General features: G+C 58.2%; 16 protein-coding genes. 9 read left to right on the plus strand and 7 right to left on the minus strand.

Annotated features, from left to right (window positions below):
- Positions 1-75: 75 nt before the first annotated feature.
- Positions 76-1,221: an RHE_PE00001 family protein gene (locus ACI3K0_RS25600; protein WP_404946472.1), complete on the plus strand. Its 1,146-nt coding sequence runs from the start codon at positions 76-78 to the stop codon at positions 1,219-1,221.
- A gap of 256 nt (positions 1,222-1,477) precedes the next feature.
- Here the strand turns inward: ACI3K0_RS25600 and ACI3K0_RS25605 are convergent, their stop codons facing one another.
- The 3 genes from ACI3K0_RS25605 to ACI3K0_RS25615 form a co-directional block, all read right to left on the minus strand.
- The gene (locus ACI3K0_RS25605) at positions 1,478-2,620 is read right to left on the minus strand and encodes a reverse transcriptase family protein (protein WP_404946473.1); all 1,143 of its coding nucleotides are present in this window, start codon (positions 2,618-2,620) and stop codon (positions 1,478-1,480) included.
- A gap of 161 nt (positions 2,621-2,781) precedes the next feature.
- Complete coding sequence (locus tag ACI3K0_RS25610; RefSeq protein ID WP_404946474.1) at positions 2,782-4,080, minus strand: hypothetical protein; 1,299 nt, start codon at positions 4,078-4,080, stop codon at positions 2,782-2,784.
- 15 nt (positions 4,081-4,095) lie between these two features.
- Positions 4,096-5,226 (minus strand): hypothetical protein, encoded by a 1,131-nt coding sequence (locus tag ACI3K0_RS25615; protein WP_404946475.1) that lies wholly within the window; start codon positions 5,224-5,226, stop codon positions 4,096-4,098.
- 605 nt (positions 5,227-5,831) lie between these two features.
- On the opposite strand from ACI3K0_RS25615, the gene ACI3K0_RS25620 reads away from it, so the two are divergent.
- The 3 genes from ACI3K0_RS25620 to ACI3K0_RS25630 are packed head-to-tail and all read left to right on the plus strand — an operon-like array spanning position 5,832 to position 12,015.
- A complete protein-coding gene (locus tag ACI3K0_RS25620) occupies positions 5,832-8,198 on the plus strand; it encodes an ABC-three component system protein (RefSeq protein WP_404946476.1) in 2,367 nt (788 codons plus the stop codon).
- Positions 8,195-8,884, plus strand: coding sequence for an ABC-three component system middle component 1 (locus ACI3K0_RS25625; RefSeq protein ID WP_404946477.1), 690 nt, complete (start codon positions 8,195-8,197; stop codon positions 8,882-8,884). Before ACI3K0_RS25620 ends, ACI3K0_RS25625 begins: the two co-directional genes overlap by 4 nt.
- On the plus strand, positions 8,881-12,015 hold the full coding sequence (locus ACI3K0_RS25630) for an AAA family ATPase (RefSeq protein WP_404946478.1): 3,135 nt from the start codon (positions 8,881-8,883) through the stop codon (positions 12,013-12,015). The genes ACI3K0_RS25625 and ACI3K0_RS25630 overlap by 4 nt, the downstream gene beginning before the upstream one ends.
- 375 nt (positions 12,016-12,390) lie before the next feature.
- Here ACI3K0_RS25630 and ACI3K0_RS25635 read toward each other — a convergent pair whose 3' ends face one another.
- Both ACI3K0_RS25635 and ACI3K0_RS25640 read right to left on the minus strand, forming a co-directional pair.
- Positions 12,391-13,140, minus strand: a complete 750-nt coding sequence (locus ACI3K0_RS25635) for a pirin family protein (protein ID WP_062609425.1) — start codon at positions 13,138-13,140, stop codon at positions 12,391-12,393.
- Positions 13,141-13,211: 71 nt separating this feature from the next.
- Positions 13,212-13,787: an isochorismatase family protein gene (locus tag ACI3K0_RS25640; protein ID WP_062594212.1), complete on the minus strand. Its 576-nt coding sequence runs from the start codon at positions 13,785-13,787 to the stop codon at positions 13,212-13,214.
- Between the two features lie 139 nt (positions 13,788-13,926).
- Between ACI3K0_RS25640 and ACI3K0_RS25645 the strand changes: the two genes are divergently transcribed.
- On the plus strand, positions 13,927-14,817 hold the full coding sequence (locus ACI3K0_RS25645) for a LysR family transcriptional regulator (protein WP_062609427.1): 891 nt from the start codon (positions 13,927-13,929) through the stop codon (positions 14,815-14,817).
- On the opposite strand, the gene ACI3K0_RS25650 is transcribed toward ACI3K0_RS25645, so the two are convergent.
- Positions 14,814-15,143 (minus strand): helix-turn-helix domain-containing protein, encoded by a 330-nt coding sequence (locus tag ACI3K0_RS25650; RefSeq protein WP_062609429.1) that lies wholly within the window; start codon positions 15,141-15,143, stop codon positions 14,814-14,816. The genes ACI3K0_RS25645 and ACI3K0_RS25650 overlap by 4 nt on opposite strands.
- Positions 15,144-15,249: 106 nt before the next feature.
- Between ACI3K0_RS25650 and ACI3K0_RS25655 the strand changes: the two genes are divergently transcribed.
- A complete protein-coding gene (locus ACI3K0_RS25655) occupies positions 15,250-16,236 on the plus strand; it encodes an NADPH:quinone reductase (RefSeq protein WP_062609435.1) in 987 nt (328 codons plus the stop codon).
- Between the two features lie 45 nt (positions 16,237-16,281).
- Here ACI3K0_RS25655 and ACI3K0_RS25660 read toward each other — a convergent pair whose 3' ends face one another.
- Positions 16,282-17,697 carry an aldehyde dehydrogenase family protein gene (locus ACI3K0_RS25660; protein ID WP_062609446.1) on the minus strand — a complete coding sequence of 472 codons (1,416 nt, stop codon included), beginning with the start codon at positions 17,695-17,697 and terminating at the stop codon, positions 16,282-16,284.
- Positions 17,698-17,795: 98 nt separating this feature from the next.
- On the opposite strand from ACI3K0_RS25660, the gene ACI3K0_RS25665 reads away from it, so the two are divergent.
- The 3 genes from ACI3K0_RS25665 (at position 17,796) to ACI3K0_RS25675 (ending at position 21,668) form a co-directional block, all read left to right on the plus strand.
- On the plus strand, positions 17,796-18,716 hold the full coding sequence (locus tag ACI3K0_RS25665; protein ID WP_404946518.1) for a LysR family transcriptional regulator: 921 nt from the start codon (positions 17,796-17,798) through the stop codon (positions 18,714-18,716).
- 222 nt (positions 18,717-18,938) lie between these two features.
- Entirely contained in the window at positions 18,939-19,550 is a 612-nt protein-coding gene (locus ACI3K0_RS25670; RefSeq protein WP_062609454.1) for a glutathione S-transferase family protein, read from the plus strand.
- 60 nt (positions 19,551-19,610) lie between these two features.
- Positions 19,611-21,668 (plus strand): pyridoxamine 5'-phosphate oxidase family protein, encoded by a 2,058-nt coding sequence (locus ACI3K0_RS25675; protein ID WP_113142894.1) that lies wholly within the window; start codon positions 19,611-19,613, stop codon positions 21,666-21,668.
- The last annotated feature ends 37 nt before the right edge of the window (positions 21,669-21,705 follow it).

Consider the following 21,705-nt stretch of genomic DNA (forward strand, 5'->3'; position numbering starts at 1 on the left):
GCAGCGCCTTCAGCGACAACGTATCGGCATGCTCGACCATGGGCAGGCGGCGCTTCGTCATGAAAGAAGAATCTCATGATTTGCAGAAAACGGGAATCCCTCCTGCCACCGGATTTGCTCCAGTTACTCATGGAGCCGGCTTTCCGGGCCGGTCTCGCCCTCACGCGCCTGGACGAGCGCATCGCCCGCTCGCCGGTCGGCGCCGGCTTCCTCGAACGGCAAAATTTCGCCGACGCCTGCGCCTCGCTGTGGATCGACGGCGAACTGGTCCACCTCGAAGACCTCGTCCTCCATGACGCCACGCGGGATATTCGCACACCTACCCACGAACTGACAATCGCCCGCGACGTCCTGCGCACGCGTCGGCGCATCGCCGGCCAGTCCGCGGATTGGTCGCTCTCTGCCGACGGCATCCGATCGCTGCGGAAAACCTCGGAGATCGGGTCGGGCGGCGGGGACGAGGCGACGACGGCAGGAGTTATTAGGCCTGCGCTCACGAAAGATCCGGAAGGCGAGGGGGAAGACGCTGACTATATCGAACATCTGCCCGGCGTCGACTATGCCGCCATCGATGCGGTGCTCGCCCGATCGGAGGCCGCGATCGAAAACGCAACGCGGCCCGGCCGCGCCAGTGCGGCAGACAGAGACGCACTGGTCTATGACCTCGACTGGGACGAGGATGCCCGGCTGGAGGAATGGCGCGGCGTGTTGCGACAAGCCCAAGAACTACCGGCGGTGCTGCAGGCGATTGTCGCCCTCGATGCCTGGAACGAGCTTGCTGTTCTACAGCACGCACCCTGGCTCGGCCGGCTGCTTTGCGCGTCGATCCTTTGCCAAGCCGGCATCACGTCAGGCGCCCATCTTGCCGCCATCAATCTCGGCCTCAAAACCATTCCCGTCGATCGGCGCCGGCATCGCGACCGGGAAACCCGACTGCTGGCGATCGCCCACGGCCTATTGGCGGCCGCCGAGATGGGCCTGAAAGAGCATGACCGGCTGACGTTGGCGAAGACGATGATGGACCGAAAACTGGAGGGGCGCCGGACGTCGTCAAAGCTGCCGGAGCTGGTCGAGCTCGTGATGGCGAAGCCGTTGGTGTCGGCCGGGATGGTGGCCAAGACACTGGAGGTGACGCCGCAGGCGGCGCGGCGGATTGTTTTGGAACTGGGACTGAGGGAGATGACCGGGAGGGGGAGGTTTCGGGCGTGGGGTATTTTGTGAATTTCGGGGCGGCGATCGGCGGGATAGCGGTGAAACCGGAAAGCCTGAACAGAACTGGAGACCGGAGAATTGGGATTTTCGACCCAATGCGATCGGCTATCAAAGGAGCGGGAACGGAGCTCAACGCTCGGCGTCGCGTGGCCAGTAGGCTGACGCAGCATCGCGCGTACAGATCGAAATGGTCGATAGCACTATGCCGGGGTGGACAATATTGCCCCTACCGATCAGATCGCGACTGGGTGCAATCGCGCGTGCCCTAGGCAAGCCAGTCGATGCTGTTGAATTGCCTGTAGAGTCCCGCAGCGTATTTTTCGTCGACGTGATGCGCGAATGCCAGAAGGCCTTCTATATGTTGGCGCATACCGATGACTGAATCGAAACCCCGGTTCTGCATGTGCGACCGAACGCCGATCTTATGACTGGTGAGCGCGTATAGGTGTGTCTCCAAGTTGTTGCGGAACTTTTTTGAAAGCCTGGCGCGATCCGTATCTACCAGGACTCCTAGAACGACCTTGCGAGCACCCGGCGGAATGATCTTAGCCTTGAGCTTGTTGCTGGTGAAGCCGGCTCGGCTCAGTGTCTGGCTCGCAAGCGACATCAGTTCAGCAGCCTTCCCTCGCGAGCTTTTTCCTTCAAGGGAGAAGGTGAGATCATCCGCGTAACGCGTGTATTTCCAGCCGAGCCTCTTTGCCAAATTATCCAGTTCGTCATCTAATTGCCGGACCGCAAGGTTTGCGAGCATTGGACTCGTTGGAGCTCCCTGGGGGAGGTGACCTGCAATGTATCGCTCATGCGGAACCCGTCCTTCGGAGCCAGCGCGACCCTTCGGTGTCAACTTCAAAGTTCTCGTGCATATTCTTGCAAGTTGGAACGATAAAAGAGCCGCATAACCGAGAGAGCGGAAAACATAATAAACCTGACGCTCTGTGACAGTTTCGAAGAAGTTGACAATATCGAGCTTAACTATCCAGCTACTTCTCAAGTGTTCGTTCGCAGCCTCGACTAGGTCACTCTCAGGAGCGAAAGCATGACTCGCCGGGTGTGTTTCGGTGACGTTCAGGATGTTCTGGGCTATCCATCGTTGTATTCGCTTCAGCGCCGGCGAAGGCACACAGATAGTTCTATATCTTCTTGACGGTGCCGCCCTGCCAGGGACTGATCGCTTCTTAACTCGAAAAATCCGATAGTGATCTTCTGTCCTGTCGACAACAGAAAGCAGGCTGTCGACATCAATGTCAGTAAGATGTGCGAGGTGGAATATCGAAAAAATCACGGGCAGGTCGCGATTTTTCCTTTTAATCCTTCTCGCAGTAGCTATCGCGCGATCGATTACCTGATCCGGCCGGCCAGCGTCTTTTGCACCGCGACGAAATTGCTGAGAGTCCCAAGGATGCAGCATCTACCTTCCGCCCCGGATGGGGTGATGCCTGTCGGTTCCAAACGAGCCGGTGACCGAGTGATGTCGCTTGCGACTGGAATCGACAGGCAACAGACTACAATCATCAGCTCTTTCAACGGCGGCCGGAAACCCGACCACCCATGACGATACGCATGGACGCATCATCTTGGCCGCTCCGAAGAGCGGCGAACACTAGATGTGAGCACCCTTGGTTCTCTCAAAGACCATGGATAATATGGTTTTTCGTTCGTGGGAACTTCTTTTCCGCGAACCTGTCTTTTGATTGACGCCTGTAAGAAGGCGTGACCGTTATCTGTCAGCCGTCCAGTGTCGGACAGCAGATTAAGCTTCCTTGCCAACAGAAGAGCATCGTCGACCTCCTTTGTAGCCAGAAAGCTGCGTTCAGAGAGTTCGGTCAGTGAATGGTGTGTGACTCGCCCACGCACCGCCGCCAGCACGAGCAAGAGCTTAGTTTCTTTTGCGCTTTGAGCCGATCGCAATCGGAGCCCAGATGCTTCGACAGAGTTTTCGAGCTTTTGCTCATCTGAAAGTGGGAGGAAAGCGCTCTTTGTGGTTTGGGGCACGGGGCCGTGGTAAAGCGGCCTCCATCCGCCACCTGTGGCGTGCACAATTGCGGGCGTATTATTTGGAATGCGGTAGGTAAAAGCGACCAAGGCGCTTACCCCGGCGAAGCCGACTGCTTCAGCTCCGCGGCCCTCTTCGGGGCCATAGTTTTGGATCAATTCCTCCCACCGTTTCGCCTGGGCGGGTTCGAAATCCTCGATCGTCGGAACAGTGTATTGCGTAATGACCACCGGCTGGCTTCTGTGATTGCGAACAAGCTGCAGTCCCACTTTCGTGGCAGCGCATCCGATGACGGCAAATCGTATCCATCCCAAGGACCACCACGCGCGGATTGTCGGAACACGCCAAAATTTCTCGAGCAGGTTTGAGATACGGGTCCCTGACCCAATGAGGTCGGTGACAATAGCTATCACGCTCGCGTTGCGTTTCCTGATAGACGATGGTCCGGGATGATTGAGATAACGACTGGGATGTCGTTCAACCATCTGCGAAATGACGAATGCAGTCGGCCCTTCGCTGCCAACTCGCGCAGCACCACGGCGTGGACTAACTGCCTTGACCGATTTCGGGCCGTCAGCTCTCAATCGCGGCCGGCCACCTTTGTCGGCCTTTACCGTCGATGAAAAGACTGTTCGTTCGGCAAACTCTCTCTCCGCGTAAAGCGCGATAGGTTTTCTCCGTGAAGAGAAACCTGTGTGCCTCTGTGAAAAGAGCTGCTCGATGCCAAGCCTCTGGGAGTCGGCAACTTGCTCGCTATCAAGCAATAGCATTGCGTCCAACAGCTCGGTCGCCGCAGTTCGATCCGGCCCTTCTTCAAATTGCAGAGTCCATTGCTGCCCGGCGTCTGTCTCTGAGAGACGCGGTATCTGTCGCATTAGGTCACCGGATGGTTAAATTTGAGCCTGTTGTTTCCATACTCGATAGCGTTCCCTCAAGCCTTTTTCTATGTCCGCAAGTAAATGAGCGTAGGACTTCGCGCCACCTGAGGCTGAGGACACATCTTTCGCAACCCTCACAATCCGCCAAGCATCAAAGTCGTGAAAGGGATTTAATCCTAATACGTTGCCGAGGGTCTGGTCCGCCGGATCAGGAATATTGAGCAACCGAGCGAACGTGGCAATTGCTTCGTTCGTCGACCAGTCCTTGATAAACAAACATAAAGCGCACAGCGCCAACAGGGCGGGCGGAGCATTGTCGTAGCGGTAGGTATCCGGCTTTCCCTTGCGCCATTGTATACCAGAATTCTTGGCGACAAATTTCGCGACGGCTATCGTTGCCTCATAAAACGGTCTGAGCGTTCCTCTGTCAAAGGTGATCTGTCCTTGGCGTTTCGAGGCGAACTGGGCGGCACGTTTCCAATGGGATTGTTCGTGGGAGCTGTCCCGCACCAAGTCGAAGAGATGGAGATATTGCTCGGTGAACTCATGATGCGTCGCTTGCCGCCAATCGAAACCCGGCATATCCGCGTGGCGCGGATCGAACTGTTGCCGAATATAGTTTTGGTGGCGACGCAAACAGCGAGCCCATTCGATATCATTTTCAGACACGTCAATACGGAAACTGCTTTGGCCCTTCAGGTCAAAGAACCATTGCCGCATATGTCGAATATTCGACTGATCAAATACATGGGTCGCAATGCCGCGACAAACGAGGCGGCGTACCATCGCGGTATCACTCGAGTTATCGGATCCAAGTGGCACTGTTTCGCCGGTCGGGGCGATCGTGTCTCCACCAGAGTAGAATTCACAAAAGGGATGGTGTGCGTCGTCGCCAGTGGTAGAGAGAAATCTAAAATGTCCTTGGCGGACAATCCGATCTCCTTTGCTGCTTAAAGCAGGCCGTACCGGGTTCGCGCCGCCTCGACCACATGACGGGCACACTACATCATTTTTTAAGAACTCCGCGTAGTGCGTTACAACGTCCCAGTCTTGGACGAAATGCTGCCCCTGCCGCAGCAGCGTAATAAGCTGTTGGACGTCTAGCTCGCGTCTGTAAAAAGTCGAAAATCCGGTAGTAGACAATAGACCACCTCTTCAGCCGGCCAAACACCCTTTATGTCCCAATGGCGGTCTTTAAATAGCGCTTATTCGGAAGGAATATTCAAGGCTGACTGCTTGGTCATCCAAGCTTTAGTCATCCGCGCGACAACCCCAGTTCGAAAAAGCGCTGTCCTGTTCGACTGGCTCTCCCGATAGAATGTTGCCCGCGGAGGTGTGCTTTACACGAAGTTCATCTTGAGACTGGCAAACCGCTCCTAACAGGAAATCCCACCCACATTCCTCTGTCATGGCAGCACGTAAAATTAGCGCAGGAAACTCTGAGTGTCTGAAATGTTTGAAAAAAGTGGACGCCCTAGATAACTCATGTACACGTAAATGTAGTAGTATGCCCTAAAGGGTCGAGGGGGTTTCGTCTTTTGGTCGGGAACGGAAATTCGTGGGGGAATTGGGTCCATGCCTAGCGATCCGGCAGAGGTTGGCTTTAAAGCGGTGGGGGACACTTGGCTATAAACCCACTTAATCCCCTTAACGTCCTCGAAGGGGCTGCAATCCACGGGCGCAAGGGTGCCTACGTTCTGGGCTGCTTCGATCAAAGAATTACCTTCTACTCCCAGCAGGTCAGAGGGATGGCGCTTGTCCATGCCTTACACGAGCAGGAAATTCTCCGCGGTGGTCCCAGGATTGCTGTCATAGGAGGTGGCGCAGCAGGTGTCGCAGCTGCTGCGGCAGCGCTGCTCGCCTCGGACGGAGAGGTCGTACTGTTCGAGGAAGCTGACGTTCTTTTGAAGTTGCAGATGGGAACAGATCGACGGAAACTTGATCCTCACATCTACAATTGGCCTCTCGGCAACTCTGACGACCCTGTGGCCGATCTGCCGGTACTCGGCTGGAATGCAGGGTTCTCGACAGATGTGCGCGAGGATGTTCTACGGCAATTCGATGAACTCTCGAACCGGACCGCCCGACTTTCACTTCGGAAGCGCCACAGGGTGAATGCTGTCGATGAAGTCATCGGCGGCGGCTATCAGATAACCGCGTTGGACATTCAAGCGAATCGCCAAATCAGTGAAGCCTTCCAAATTATTATACTCGCCTTTGGCTTCGGCCTGGAAGCAACTGAAACGGTTCATGGAATCGGTGATAAGAGTTACTGGGACAACGCCGGGATCCCGGGCGTGGAGTTCAGAGGGCGTGCCAATCCCCACTACTTCGTGAGCGGCAGCGGTGATGGGGGACTGATCGACTTTGTTGCGGCAGCGTTGGCGAACTTTGACCATGCCGAGCTGATCCATACGATCACGAACTATCCGAATCGCAAGGACCTTGAGCGGGAACTCCTCGTGATCGAGGCAGGCGCGCGTCTCGACCAAGCTGCAGGCCGTTCGTTTGATCTATTCCAACTTTATACTGACAGGATTGCGCCACTTCTTGAAGATAATGGACTGATTGAACATATCCGCCGAAAGCTGCGGCCCGGTGTGCACATGACCCTGCAGACGGTAGACAAATCAATCTTCACTTTGGGCTCTGCGATCCTGAACCGCCTTGCGGCATTCGCAACCATTAAAGCGTGCGATACGACAGCCGGTCATGGTTTCCAACACGTCGCATGCCAAACAGTATCGAGGGTTAATGGATACGTGGCGAATGCAGGGGAGCCGGCCTACCGGCTCGACTGCGAAGGTCAGATCATCGACGCGGACGAGGTGATTATTCGACGGGGCACGGATAGACTGACCGTTCGCAATCCGTTTGTTCCACTCCTGGGCGACTATGCTCAGCGCCACGATGCTTGGCGGAGACGCCTTGGCGAGGAAGCGCTCGTCCCAGCCCTTTCGAATGACGCGCAGGATTTCTTTCGAATTAAGGCGCGCCAGCTGCATTTAGGTGGCTCGCGGCGTCGGATCGAGATAGCAGCCGCTGCCATCCCGATGTCCGTCCACCTGAGCGTCGATGGTGCCGCCATCAAATGGTCAGGGGAGCTCGGGCCAGATCGCATAGCGGAGGCCTGGCACGACGGACGGGGTTTCGTTGTAACATTGTCAGATGGCCCGACGGAGATCGGACCAATTGCGGGCGCCATATTGCGCGTCGCGGTACACGCATCACACGCCACCGTGCATGCAAACCCGCTTGAGTGGGCCGATCCATGGACCCTCTTAACAACGAAATCGCCTCATGCGCGCGGCATTGTCATGCCCAAATTGATCGGTGGCAATCCAGGTGGGGCTTGGCAGGTGCGAGAGTCCACCTCGTCTGCGCGGCTGGCCGGCATTGTCCATCGCAACCTGGACAGCTGGATCCTGACGCAGCTCGACAATCATGTCAGTGGTTTTTTTGTCAATGAGGACGATCCAGGCGGGCATATAGGTTTGGAAATCGCCCCAGACATTCGAGCTCTCATGCGGGAAACGTGGAGAACCTGGCGCGAGGCGTTTATGGATGACCGCGACTTGCTCGCCAGGTTTCTCCGACTCCTAGTCAGCGCAACGGATGATGATGGGGACGACGTACAGGTGCTTGTCGGTCCTCTTAAACTTCCGGCGATCATCGGCGGGACAGCCTTAGCGCTTTCGATCGCTGCGGTATGGGGGGAAACTGCGCCGCGTGGCGCACGTCCTGGAAACCTTTTGCGGCGCATCGCGGATATTGAGCGTACGGGGTATGGCTGCGCCCCCGATCGCATTCTGGGAAAGCGCCCAGGCACATGCGCAAGCACCCACGATTGGCAGACAAACTTCGTGCTTCTCGCCTTGGAAGGCCGTTTTGATCTCGCGAAAAAGGCGGAGGAGCCTTTTGGCGTTATTGAAGCTGGTCAGCCATCCCTGACTGACACATCTGGCGCTGGGCCGATGATGATGTGGCTTACGCATGAACTTATCCAGGCTCTGTCTGATGGAGCCGATGCCGTTAGAGCACTTCTCGACACAATCGAGCAGCAACATTTCGCATTGCTTTCGACAGCGATCGAACGACGGAAGGAAATCTCATGAGCGAAACACATAGTTCGGACGCTTTAGAAGACTTCGTTACTCGCTTTTCGAAGGATGCGGAACGACAGGGCTTGCCAGTGATCGCACAACCAAAGCTAACGGGATATCGCTTCAGTGGATCGGATAGCGAAGCAGCAACGATCAACCAGAATGAACTGCCATCGGAAGTCCGGGCATGTAAGATTGGCCGCTACACGGTGATATTTGGCTCGCTCCCGGAAACGCCCACACTACCTGCGGTCAGGGAAACTCTGCGCCGATATAGAAATCAGTGTGTTGTCGCCCGTTCCTTTCTCAGCACGAACGAGAGTCTCGATCTACAACTTTATCTTATAGGGCCAAGAGGGTCGGAATGGGAGCGCCAATGGAAATCACTCGGGCTTTTTCTTGAGCGAGATGACCGCGTTGCGCGGAAGTTGGCTTGGCTGAGACCGCGTGATCCCCAGCGAGATGATGAAAGCTTTGCAGAATTTGTTCGGCGAACGTTTATCGCTCGACCTTGGGAAGGCGATGATGCCGCGAGAAGTGATCGCACCCTTGACCTAGAAGAACCGTCGCCGGCGGGACTGCCGCGAAACACGGCCGAGGAATTTGATAGTATCGCCCTCGGGGGGGATGAAGAACGCTCGGGTGAGGAAATTGTAGAGGCGCTCGTCCGTGCATGGGAACAAAGGGGCAAATCATGAGTGACGTCTACCTTTCCAGTGTCGGCATTCATAATTTCCGAACGTTTGGAGATTTCCAGGTAGTTCTGCCACCAGCCCCTGGCCTCTTGCTGTTGTCCGGCACCAATGGGCTCGGAAAGAGCAGCTTTTTTGATGCGATAGAGTGGGCTTTGACCGGCAAAATCCGCCGGTTTACCCCTTACGTATCCAAGTCAGGCAAAGTCATTATACCAGATGCTGACTATCTCACTCGAAACGGCGCGAAAGCCGATAGCCACGCTGTGACCCTTCAATTTTCTGAGGGAGAGGCGGTGCAGCGCAGCGCCATTGAGATCCCGTCGGAGTCGGACGTTTCGGCTCTTCTATCTAGCCAAGGAAGAGGTCAGGTTACGGATCTCGGTACGCATTTGGCGATGACCCATTTCCTTGGTCAGGCAGAAAGACAAAGATTCACAAGTCGTGATGCAGACGATCAATGGGCCGCTCTTAAGGGTCCGAGTGGTGTTGAGCGGCTGGAACTTATTCGAACCCGCCTGCGTGGTCGATCAACCACCTACGCCTTTGGCAACCGGATCAAAGTTGAACAGGCGGCGGTCACAGCAATCGAGAAAAATATTGCTGACTGGCAAGGGTGGCAAGCTCGTCTCGATCGCTTGCGTTCTTCGATTCGTGCGTCTGGTCGACTTACAGAAGAGGACGTTCGGGCGCGGTCGCTCCTGCTAGAGACGGAACTATTGAACGTAGCCGGCCTTGCTCCAACCGTTGTGGTGGGTGAGACGGGCGTTCAGTTGCTGGCCAGGCTCGCTGCACTCCTGGAAACAGCCCGCGAGCGAATTCGGGACCGTACGGCAAAATTAGCAGAATGTGACGATCTGATAGCTCGTTATGAGGTCCAGCAGGCACTCACTTCCGAGGATCATCCAACGTTACTGCGCGCCAGGCAGCAATTGGCCGAAGCCAGCAAAGCGACTGCTGACGCGCAGGAGCGGTCGACCGCTGCAAGAGATGCCGCGACAGCGCAGGCCGCTGTCATAGTTGCCCTTGGCGGCGCGATCGGTCTCTTGGAATCCACACGTGTCGACCTGCTTCGCCGCGCCGAGCTGGCAACTCAGATTGAAACGCTGCGCGGTGAACTCGAATTACATACCACCGCGCTCGCCGAGAGTCAGAAGCAGCTTGCTGATGCGGATTCCGTTATATCTGCAAATGCAACGGCAACAAACGAATTCGCTCAGCTCTCAACGACCGTCACTCAGGTGGCAGCTGACCTAGAAACAGCTCGACAGCTCACGAACCTCTTTGCCAACCTGCGTCTTCAGGAAGCCGAGCTTGCCACCGCGACTTCGAACGCGGCTGAAGTGCAAAGCACGCTTGATGCGACGATCTCGCTTCGTGACACGCGATTGGCGGAGCAGACCACCGCCGAACGCGAACGCGCCGAGGCCGAACGTCACGCAAGCGCGATCGCAAGCGCCGTTGCGTCAGTTGCAAACCATATTCACGAAACCGACGAAGCGTGCCCGGTCTGCCATACACACTTTGCTCCTGGACAACTCAAAATCCTAGCAAGCGAGGCTGCAAAGTCTGGCGATGCTCGTGTCGCCTTCATGGCAGAACGCGTCGAGAAATTGACGACTGAAATCGCTGTGATTGATGGGCAAATCGCAGATCTCGCGGCAATTGTTGGACGCCCCGCCTTGCTCGAGCCGAATGTTGTGGTGGCGCGAGAGAGCTTCACAACGCTCGCAGAGACCCTCCGCCAGCGTTTGAAGGCCACGGAAGATGATGACCTTGCAAGACTTGCAGAGCTGCGCAATGCCGAGGCGACTGCCGCTGCTCGAGTCTCGCAATTGGCGCTCGCTGACCAACAGCCAGCCGTTTTGACAGCTGGGCAGCAACGCGTGACGCTATCAGCAGAGATCGAACGGATAGAGACACTCATTTCGACCAAAAATACTCGCCTGACAGCAATGATTAACGACCACAGAGACTGTTCTGAGCGCATCGCGGCGCGCGGGCTGCCTGAACCGTCTCTCGAAGAAGTTGGTGGTCTTCTGGATGTCAGGCGGAAGGAGCTCGACGAGGCCCAACGAACGCTGACCGGACTTGAAGGTATATCCACCAATGCTCAAGCTGCCGCATCATCTGAACAAGAACAACTGGGCATACGGGAGGCGGAATATGCGACTGCAGAACTTTCCCGGAAAAATGCCGTCGCCGCGGCTCAAGAGCTGGTGAAACAATGGGGAGATCTTGGGTTCGCTAGCAATCCTGATCGGGCTGTCTTGGAGACGGCAGTCGCTGACGCGAACAGAGCCTCCGGTGGACTTTCGGTTCTTGCCGATCGGCTTAGGGACCTTTCCAGGGACAATGAAGACCTATTGCTCGATGAAGAGCTGGCGGCCGTAGTTCAGCAGATGCTGATTGCCGCCGACGAGGAGGGGTTGAAAGATCCCTCCGCGCACCTCGGTCGGCTTCAAGAAAGGCTTGTGTCCGCACGAGCTGCCCTTAAGCTTTCGCAAGACGCTCAAGATGCCGTCAACAGATACACAGTAAAGCTTGGCGAGAGGGCGGAAGCCTATAATAGAGAAGTGCTCCAACCTCTCAATGACCGCATCCTGGAATTTAACGCCGCCATGCTTTCAACGCCGGGTGCGTCTGTTCAATTCAAGGCCAACAAGCGTGTCGACCGGACTGATTTCGAGATGCAACTAGACTACGGGGACGAGCTGGAAAACATTCCCTCCGCTCCGAGAAAGGTGCCGCCGCAGGTGGTCTTGAGCGAAGGACAGCTTGCAGCAAATGGCTTCAGCATTCTGTGCGCCGCGAGCACAGCATATCGCTGGTCAAGATGGAGTGCCCTTCTACTGGATGACCCTCTACAGCACAATGACATCATACATGCCGCGGCCTTCGTTGACGTTATGAGAAATCTCGTGGAACTTGAGGGCTATCAGCTGATGATGTCCAGTCATGACCGGGCCGAAACCGAATTCATCTCCCGGAAGTTTGACGCAGCCGGTCTCCCTTGTACGACCGTCTTTCTAACAGCCCCCTCGGAAAGCGGGGTTCTATACGACCCACCAACTTACAACGTTCACGCTCAGCGAGTTCTCGACCGGGATTTCAACGGTAGAGCAACATCCGCCTGATCTCCAAACTCGCAAGATTTACTAACCATGTCGCCTTGCCCCACGACCCATTTCCCTTCTCTCCTAAATATCTCCAGCAATGAGATGTCCGGATAGAGTCGCAGAACGTGGCTGATGGCGACCCAGATGTTGAAAACGAAGATGGGCAGGATGCTGTCGGCTCCGGAGCCTATCGGTGGTGCGATCCTGTACTCACCCCTAAGGGTAAACGCAAGCTTCTCGACCGCATTTACTCGAGATTGCGGTATGGATCAATGTTACCAGTGGCTTAGCCCGGTCTCGTTCGCCGGCCGTAGGTTCACATCCCATCAAGAGCAAGGAGAAACAGGATGATGTTCTCTCCACGCCGATATTCATCAATGCGTCATTTCCAGTTTATCCGATGCGTTTCTGGTTCCCGCTGAACATGCCGCCACGAAATACCTCGGGTTCAGGATCGAACACGAACAGAACGACATCTGAACCCGCCCTGGCAGTGAGCTGATGATCCAGCGAGCGCGAGAACGCGCTCTCGCCGGTTGCGATCATGACATCGCCAAAATCTATCGCCCCGTCGAAGACATAGAGCAGAAATGCCGTCCGGGGATCGGCCGCGGCGGGCAGGCTCAGCTGGGTACCATTCGTGATGCGCGCATCGAACACGCGGACATCGGATCGCACGGTCAGCGGCGCCTCCTGGGGCCCGGCAATCAATCGCCACTCGTTGTCACTGTTCGCGTCAACGAAATCACGAAACTGCACCATCGGCTCAAGATCGGGAGCGTTGGGCCGCAGGAAGATTTGCAGCGCTCGAACCGGGCTGTTCCCGAGCATCAGCTCTTCGTGCTGGAAGGTATGGCCGGCATTCATCATCATGAAGTGCGTCTTGTCGAGCTTCTTCTCGTTTCCGACCGTATCGCGGTGAAGCATCTCGCCGCCGCGGATGTAGGTCAGGATCTCGTCGTCCTTGTGCGGGTGCATGCCAATGAGGTGACCGGGTTGCACCTGGGCGCGATCGATCCTGCCGATCGGACCGATCCCGCTATCATCGGCCGTTAGGGTGAGACCCGGATACAGGATTTCGACGCCGAAGCCTTGGCTTATGTTCCCGCGCATCCGGCCTGCCGAGATTTTGGTGATCGTCATTGGAGTTTTTCCTTCCATCTCGGGCGCGGGCGATTGTCGCCCGCGCCGATGAACTCAATATCGTTCCGACATCAGTGATAGTTCAGGATGCCGACCAGCTTCTGGCCAAGCGGGCTTGTCCAGTCGACGGCAAGCTCGGAGATGATCTGGTCGACGGTGGTGATGATGGCTCCGGCCTTTTCCATGCGGCGCAGAGCCAGGTCGTCGCCGTACTTGGTGTAGGAGGCGGAAGCGTCCGCCGAGACCTGCACCTCGTAGCCTTCGTCGAGCATCTGCAGGACCGGGAAGGTGACGCAGATTTCCGTCGTCACGCCGGCGACAAACAGCTTCTTGCGGCCGGTCGCCTTGACCGCCTGGTTGAAGCCGTCATGGTGCATTGCGTTGACAATACCGGGGCGCTTGATCCGGGCGTCAAAGGCCTCGGGCAGGATTTCCTTGAGTTCTGGCAGCAGCGGCCCCTGGATCTGGTCTTCCATGCTGGATGTCAGGATGGTCGGGATGTTGGCGGCCTTGGCGATGCGGGCGAGCTTCAGCGCGTTCTGCTTGACCAGGTTGATATCGTGCGAGTGGGTCCAGGCCATCGTGCCGATCTGATGGTCGATCAGCAGCATTGCGGAATTTTCGGGGGTGAATACTTGGCTGTGCATTGTCGTGTTCCTTTTTTTGTCGGCGGCGGGTTGGTGAAGTTCGTTTCGATCCGCTCGATGACTGGAATTTAGCGTTGCGATGAATGGCACGGTAGCTCTATGGTTTGCCACTCTGTAGAACGGAAAATGGAACGCAAGAATGATCAGCTTCGAGGACATGCAGATCTTCGTTGAGGTCGCAGACGGCGGCGGGATTACCGTTGCGGCACGGCGTCTGGGGCTACCGAAATCGATCGTCAGCCGGCGGCTCGTCCGCCTCGAGAGCGAGCTCGGCGTTCAGCTTCTGGCGCGGACGACCAGAGGGGCATCACTCACAGAAGCCGGTGTTTCCTTCCGCGAGCATGCTGCCCGCATGTGCCTGGAAATGGACGTCGCTCGCGAAGAAATGCTGCCGACCGGAGAGCTGCGGGGACGATTGCGCGTGGCGGTTCCTTCGTCCTTCGGTCCCGGACACTTCGCGCCGGCGCTGGCCGAGCTTGCCCGCCTCCATCCGCTCCTGCAGCTCCACGCGCACTACAGCGACCGGTACGTTGATCTGGTCGCGGAAGGGTTCGATTGCGGGATACGGGTCGGTTACCTGCAGGACTCGAACCTGACGGCGCGCAAGATCGGCGCCTTTGCGGCGGGGCTGTTCGCCAATCCGGACTACCTGAGTGCCCACGGCGTCCCGAAGAAGCCCTCGGACCTGCTCGAACATCAGGCCATCCTTCAAGGGACCGAAAGCTGGAAGGTGTCGGACGGCAGTAGGACGGTTGTCGTCAACGGGCAGGGAAGGTTCAAGGCAGACAGCGCCGTGGGCATCGCCGAAGGGACGGCGGCCGGGCTGGGCGTTGCGGCCCTTCCTGTCGTGATCGCGCAAAGCTACGTGACAGCGGGCACGCTCGTGCCGATCATGGCGGAATACAGTCTGCCGGAGATCGGCGTTTACATCGTGCGGCCGCCGGGATCGCACGTCTCGCGGAAGGTCAGGGTGCTGATCGATTTCTTTGTAGAGCGCTTCTCGGCGAGCGCCAGACGAGACGCGACCTAGCGCTGCGCCTCGCTCCTCCGCTCCTGAAACGCGACGCCCCAGTCTCGCATGGCGATCAACACAGGCGCGAGTGTCTGGCCGAACGGTGTAAGCGAATACTCCACGCGCGGCGGGACTTCAGCGAAGACTTCGCGGGCGACAATCCCGTCGGCCTCAAGCTCCCGGAGCTGCATCGTCAACGATCGCTGGCTCGGATCGCCGACCAGGCGACGCAGTTCCCCGAACCGGCGCGGCCCGTCCAACAGCCGGTAGATGATCATCGGCTTCCACTTGCCGCCCGTCACATCGACGGTGGTCTCGACGGGACACTTCTGGCGGAGGCTCATCCTGGTCTCCAATGGTGTACTTTCTATCCCTATAGGCAGAACTGTTGCCTACTTGCAAGATCGCCTGTGGCGCGCGTAGTTGGAACGAGTTGATTGGAGGTGTGTCATGCGCGCTGCGTTTTACGAGAAACAAGGAGCTGCGAGAGAGGTGCTTGTTGTCGGTGACCTGCCCTATCCACAGCCGGGCGCCGGTGAGGTCCGGGTGAGGGTGATCGCCTCGGGTATCAATCCTTCCGACATCAAGACGAGAACCGGCTTCGGCGGCAAGGCCATGCCATTCCCACGGATCGTGCCACATCAGGACGGCGCGGGCGTGATTGATGCCGTCGGCGCGGGCATTCGCGAGACGCGCATCGGCGAGAGGGTCTGGATCTACATGGCGCAATGGGGCCGTGCGTTCGGGACTGCGGCGGAATACGTTGTCGTACCTTCCGTGCAGGCCGTCACGCTTGCCGACAACGTGTCCTTTGAGATCGGAGCATCGCTCGGCGTTCCGGCGATGACGGCGCATCGCTGCCTGTTCGCCGATGGAGACCTGCGCGGCAAGCGGGTTCTGGTGCAGGGTGGTGCCGGCGCGGTCGGCAATGCGGCGATCCTGCTTGCAAAATGGGCAGGCGCGTGGGTGGCGGCGACAGTCAGCCGCGAGGAGCAGGCGGAGGTCGCGCGAGTGGCTGGAGCCGATCGTGTCATCAACAGGCGCCAGGAGGACGTCCCGCAGGCCATACGATCGGCGACGGGCGGCCGTGGTGTCGATCGTATCGTGGATGTCGATATCTCCGCCAACATCGAAGTGGCGCTCGCCTGTCTCGCTCGCGACGGCGTCGTCTCGGCCTATTCGACGGAATCACCGGAGGCTAAGCTCACAATCCCGTTCTTCCCGGCGCTGCTTGGAGGCTTCTCATTCCGTTTCGTCTACGTGTACACCATGCCGGAAGCGGCGATGCGTCAGGCAACCGAGGAGATTTCAGCCTGCGCCGCGTCGGGGGCATACGTTCCGCAGATTGCGAAAACATATGCCCTTGATGCAGTGGCCGATGCGCACGAGTTCCAGGAGAGCGGCAAGGCTGTCGGCAAGATGCTGGTCCGCTTGTGAAGCGCGTGACGCGCGAAGTTCACGCTCCGCTCGTCACGCCTATCATTACGCGATTATAGCCTTTGGTTCCAGAAATGCCTCGAGGCCAAACACGCCGTATTCACGACCAATCCCTGACTGCTTGAAGCCACCAAAGGGCGCGAGCGGCTCATGCGGTGCGCCGTTTATCACCACGCGACCGCTCTCCAGTCGATCCGCAACCGCCTGCATGTGTGCGGCGTCGGAGCCATGCAGATAGGCCTGAAGGCCATACGGGGTGTCGTTTGCGATGGAGATGGCCTCATCCTCGTCGCGGTAGGCGATGACCGACAGGACCGGTCCGAAGATCTCCTCGCGCGCGATCCGCATCTGGTTGTCCACGCCTAAAAAGATTGTCGGCTTTGTAAACCAGCCACGATCCAGACCGGCGGGCCGCCCCCGGCCCCCCGTCAGGAGACGGGCGCCTTCCTGCGTTCCCAGTTCGATGTAGGACTGGACACGATCGTACTGCTTGCGGCTGACCATTGGTCCGATCATCGCGTCCGGATCGTCGGGGGCGCCGACCTTGAATGTCTCGATCTCCTGCTTCAGTCGGACCAGGACGTCATCGAGCAACTGATTCGGAACCAGAATACGGGTACCGGCAATGCAGGCCTGGCCACTGTTGATGAAACCCATCCGCAAGACGGCGGGGATAACCAGATCTAGATCGGCATCGTCGAGAATGATGTTTGGACCCTTGCCGCCAAGTTCCAGGGTTACGCGCTTGAAGGTATCCGCCGCGTTGCGCAGGATTTCGCGGCCGACCGCGGTGGAGCCCGTGAAGGTCACTTTCGCGATATCCGGATGCCGGCTGAGTTCCGCGCCGACGACATTGCCATAGCCATTGATGATGTTGAACACGCCATTCGGCAGGCCCGCCTCATGCAGGCACTCCGTCAGGATCTGCGTCTGGATCGCGCTCATCTCGCTTGGCTTGATGACGATGGTCGAACCGGCGGCGATGGTGGTTGCGAGCTTCGAGGTGATGAAGCCGATATTGCTGTTCCAGGGCGTGATGGCCGCGGCGACGCCAGACGGCTGCATGATGACGCGGGCGCGGCCCATTTGGCGCTCGAATTCGTAGTCCTCCAGAACAGACGCCATGGTGAGAAAGCTCGAAGCAGCATGAGGAATAGCAAAGCGCGTGAAGGTCTGCGGAGCGCCATATTCGAGCGACATCGCTTCGGTGAGATCGGTAACGCGCGCGGCGACCGCGGCGTTTAATCGCTTCAGCATATCGATGCGCTCGGCCTTCGACGTGCGTGAGAACGCGGGGAAGGCGCGCTTCGCAGCGGCGACAGCGTCCCGCGCATCGTCGACGCCGGCAAGCCGGACCGTACCGATCCTCTCTTCAGTGGACGGATTATGAAGATCGCCCGTTTCGGTGCCCTTCGGTGTGACGAACTGACCGTCGATATAGATCTTGTCGATGTTGCGCATGTTTAACTCCTTTCGACTGTCAGGCTTATCTGGCATTTCAGGACTGTCCTGATAAGCTGGCCAAAATCGTTCAGCCTGATAAGGGATTACGGACAATGATGCGTGGCTCGCTCGCCGAACTCGAAGCAGTTCTCGCGGTGTCTTCCAGAGGCGGGTTTCGGGCCGCAGCGCGAGAGCTTGGGATCTCGTCCTCCTCGCTCAGCCAGCAGATCGCTACGCTGGAAGCGCGCATGGGCGTCAGATTGTTCAATCGCTCCACACGGAGCGTCGTCCTTTCCGCCGCCGGCGAGCAATTCGTGGCGAGCGTCGGCCCGGCGCTGGAGGCCATTCGCAACGCCGTTGAGCATGTCGACGAGCATCGTGTGGAAGCCACCGGTACCCTGCGCATCAACACGTCGGTCGGCGCAACCCGCATGATCCTGACGCCGCTGATCCTGGAATACATGCGAAGGAACCCGCAGATGGCGGTGGAGATTGTCACGGAGGGGGCACTCGTCGACGTCAATGCCAAGGGTTTCGACGCCGGGATCAGAATCCGAGAGGCTGTTCCCCCCGACATGGTTGTCGTCCCGATCGGCGACAGCGTCCGTCCGGCCATCGTCGGTTCGGTCGAGTATTTCCGGCAGCATGGAAAGCCGCAGGTCCCGGCAGATCTTCAGAACCACGAGTGCATTCGGGCCAGAATGGCGAGCGGCACGCTCTATCGCTGGGAGTTCGAAAAGCGAGGGGAGAGCTTCACGCTCGACGTTCCCGGCAAGCTCACGCTCGACGACAGCGACCTGATGCTCCGGGCGGCCAGGGACGGAGCCGGACTCGCCTATCTGAATGAATGGCAGGTATCAGACGACGTCGCCGCCGGAAGGCTGGAGCAGGTCCTCGCCGACTGGACGCCGCCCTATCCGGGTCTCTGCCTTTATTATCCCGGAAGACGAAATATCCCCGCCAAATTGCGGCGGTTCGTCGATCTCATCAAGGACGTTCGGCACGGCAGCCACGTTGAGAGCCCGCCTCAAGATTAGGGAATGTCTCGCCAGGGTGTAGGTAACGCAGAGGCCTGAGCAAGGCCCAGCCGTCTATGCGTTGCTTTCAGGAATGAACTCACCGCGCGGAGCGGTTCCAAGCACTGTTGCGTCCAGCGTAACGATGCACTGTCAAACATGAGTATTCAACGCGCTGATCGCCTGTTGCATCCTTTGCGCATGGATCGGGAACGGACCCGGCCTTCAATCAGGAGCGATCACATGAAACTTTATCACCATCCGCTGTCGGGCCACGCGCATCGTGCCCGGCTCTTTCTCTCGCTGATCGGGCTCCCCCACGAGCTGGTCGAAGTCGATCTGAAGGCAGGCGCTCACAAGCAGCCAGATTTCCTCAAAATGAACCCGTTCGGGCAAGTCCCGGTGCTCGCGGATGGCGATGTCTTCATTTCCGATTCCAATGCAATCCTGGTTTACCTTGCCAAGAAATCCGGTCAGACCGAATGGCTGCCGGAAGACGCAAAAGGGGCGGCTGAGGTCCAGCGCTGGCTTTCGGTTGCGGCAGGTGAGATCGCTTACGGACCGGCGGCTGCCCGTCTGGTGACAGTCTTCGGCGCCAAGTTCAATCCGGAAGAGGTCATTGGCCGTGCACACACCATCCTTGGCCGGATCGAGAGCCAGCTGCAAGGGCGGGAATGGCTTGTGGGCAATCACCCGACGATTGCCGATGTCGCTATCTACAGCTACGTCGCGCGCGCTCCGGAAGGCAATGTCGATCTGAGCGCCTATCCATCCGTGAATGCTCTCTTGCGTCGGGTCGAACAACTTCCAGGCTTCGTTGACTTCGTCAAGACGCCGGTCGGCCTTGCTGCCTGACCCTCGACAGGGTGTGCGATACGTCGCGCGCCCTTCGCCTCTTTCCCCTGGAGAACGCAGATGTCCATGACCCTCACAAAACTGCCGACGTGGCATGAAGGCGAGACCTTTATCCAGGAAAAGCTCGGCGTAAAGGAACGCATGGCCGCAGTCGGTCAGCGTGTCGTTCGCGATTTCATGCCGGACCAGCATCGCGACTTTTATGCGCAACTGCCGTTCATCGTCCTTAGCAGCGTCGATCAAGCCGGTGATGCCTGGGCTACCTTTGTCGAAGGCCAGCCAGGGTTTATGTCGTCGCCTTCGCCTGTCGTCCTGAACATTCTCGCAAACCGCGATCCGAGCGATCCGGCGAGCGAAGGAATGGCCGACGGCTTGCCGATCGGCCTCCTCGGCATCGAGATGCAAACACGTCGCCGCAACCGCATGAACGGTTTTGTCTCGACGATAGAGGGCGGTTTCCGCGTCGATGTGGACCAGAGTTTCGGAAACTGCCCGCGTTACATTCAGCTGCGAGACTTCGCGTTCGAGCGGCAGCCGGGAAGACCGTTCCAGGGTAAGGTGGAAGAACTGCCTGTGCTCGATGATCAGGCACGCACGATCATCCAGGAAGCCGATGCGTTCTTCGTTGCGTCTTACGTCGATCGCGAGGACCGGCGCCAAGTGGACGTATCCCACCGCGGCGGGAACGCAGGATTCGTCCGCATCGGTGACGACGGCGTCCTGACGATCCCCGACTTTGATGGGAATCTCTTCTTCGCGACGCTTGGCAACATCCTGCTGAACGGAAAGGCAGGACTTCTGTTCGTGGATTTCGCAACGGGCGACGTGCTGCAGATGACGGGGAAGGCCGAAATCATATTCGACTCCCCCGAGATCGCCGCCTTCCAGGGCGCGGAGCGGTTCTGGACATTCAAGCCGACACGTATCATTCGTCGCCGCAATGCTCTGGCTCTGAGATGGGCGTTTCAGAAGGACGGCTGGTCGCCGAGCTCCCTGATGACAGGCAGCTGGAGCCAAGCGGTCGACCGTCTCCGTGCGACAGAGCTTGCCACAAGCTGGCGGCCAATGACCGTCACCGCGATTGTCGATGAAAGCGCGACGATCAAGTCTTTCCATCTGCAGCCCGGCGATGGCGCCGGGCTGCTCCCCCATAGGGCGGGTCAGCATCTCCCTATACGCATAAAGCTGCCCGATGAAGAAAAGCCGGTCATCCGCACCTACACACTCTCGGTCGCACCCTCCGACGCTATCTACCGCATCAGCGTCAAGCGAGACGGTCGGGTATCGCAGTTCTTGCATGATAATGCTGCCGTCGGCGATGTCATCGAGGCGCGCGCGCCTGCCGGCGGCTTCGGCATTGACGCCCACGCCACACGTCCGGCGGTTCTTCTTGCAGGTGGCATCGGCATCACGCCGCTGCTGGCGATGCTCCGTCATGTTGTTTATGAAGGGCTACGCAAGCAGCGGGTCCGTTCCGTCACGCTGTTATACGCATCCCGCACCAAAGCTGAGCGGCCGTTCGACAAAGAGATTGCCGACCTTATTGGTGCTACCAAGGGCGCCGTGCGCTTGATCAGGGTCCTTAGCGACACCACGGATGCTGAAGAGGGCAGGGATTACGACGCCGCAGGTCGGATCGATATGGCGATGCTGACGCGGTTCCTCCCCTTCAACGACTATGATTTCTATCTCTGTGGCCCCGCACAATTCACGCAAGACCTCTACGACGGGCTGCGGGCCCTCAACATTGCTGATGATCGCATCCAGGCTGAAGCCTTCGGTCCGTCGTCGCTGATCCGCACGGGGCAACCCACACCAGCAGTCGTGCCTTCTGCCTTGCAGCCGTCCGAAAAACCCGTGCCCGTCGTGTTCACGAATTCCCTGAAAGAAGCACGGTGGACATCTGGCTCCGGCACTCTCCTGGAACTCGCAGAAGCACGCGGCCTCGAGCCCGAATTCAGTTGCCGCGAAGGCAATTGCGGGACGTGCCGGACGAAGCTCGTCAAAGGTGCCGTCGCTTATGTCAAGCAGCCCACCGCGAAGATCGACGCCGACGAAGTGCTGCTCTGCTGCGCCGTTCCAGCCGAACAGGAAGGCGGCCTGCAGCTTGCTGTGTAAGCGGCGATTGCTGCGTCCAGCGCAACAGTCCCTTGTT

Source organism: Rhizobium sp. ZW T2_16 (genome assembly GCF_044987325.1).
GTDB lineage: Bacteria > Pseudomonadota > Alphaproteobacteria > Rhizobiales > Rhizobiaceae > Neorhizobium > Neorhizobium cellulosilyticum.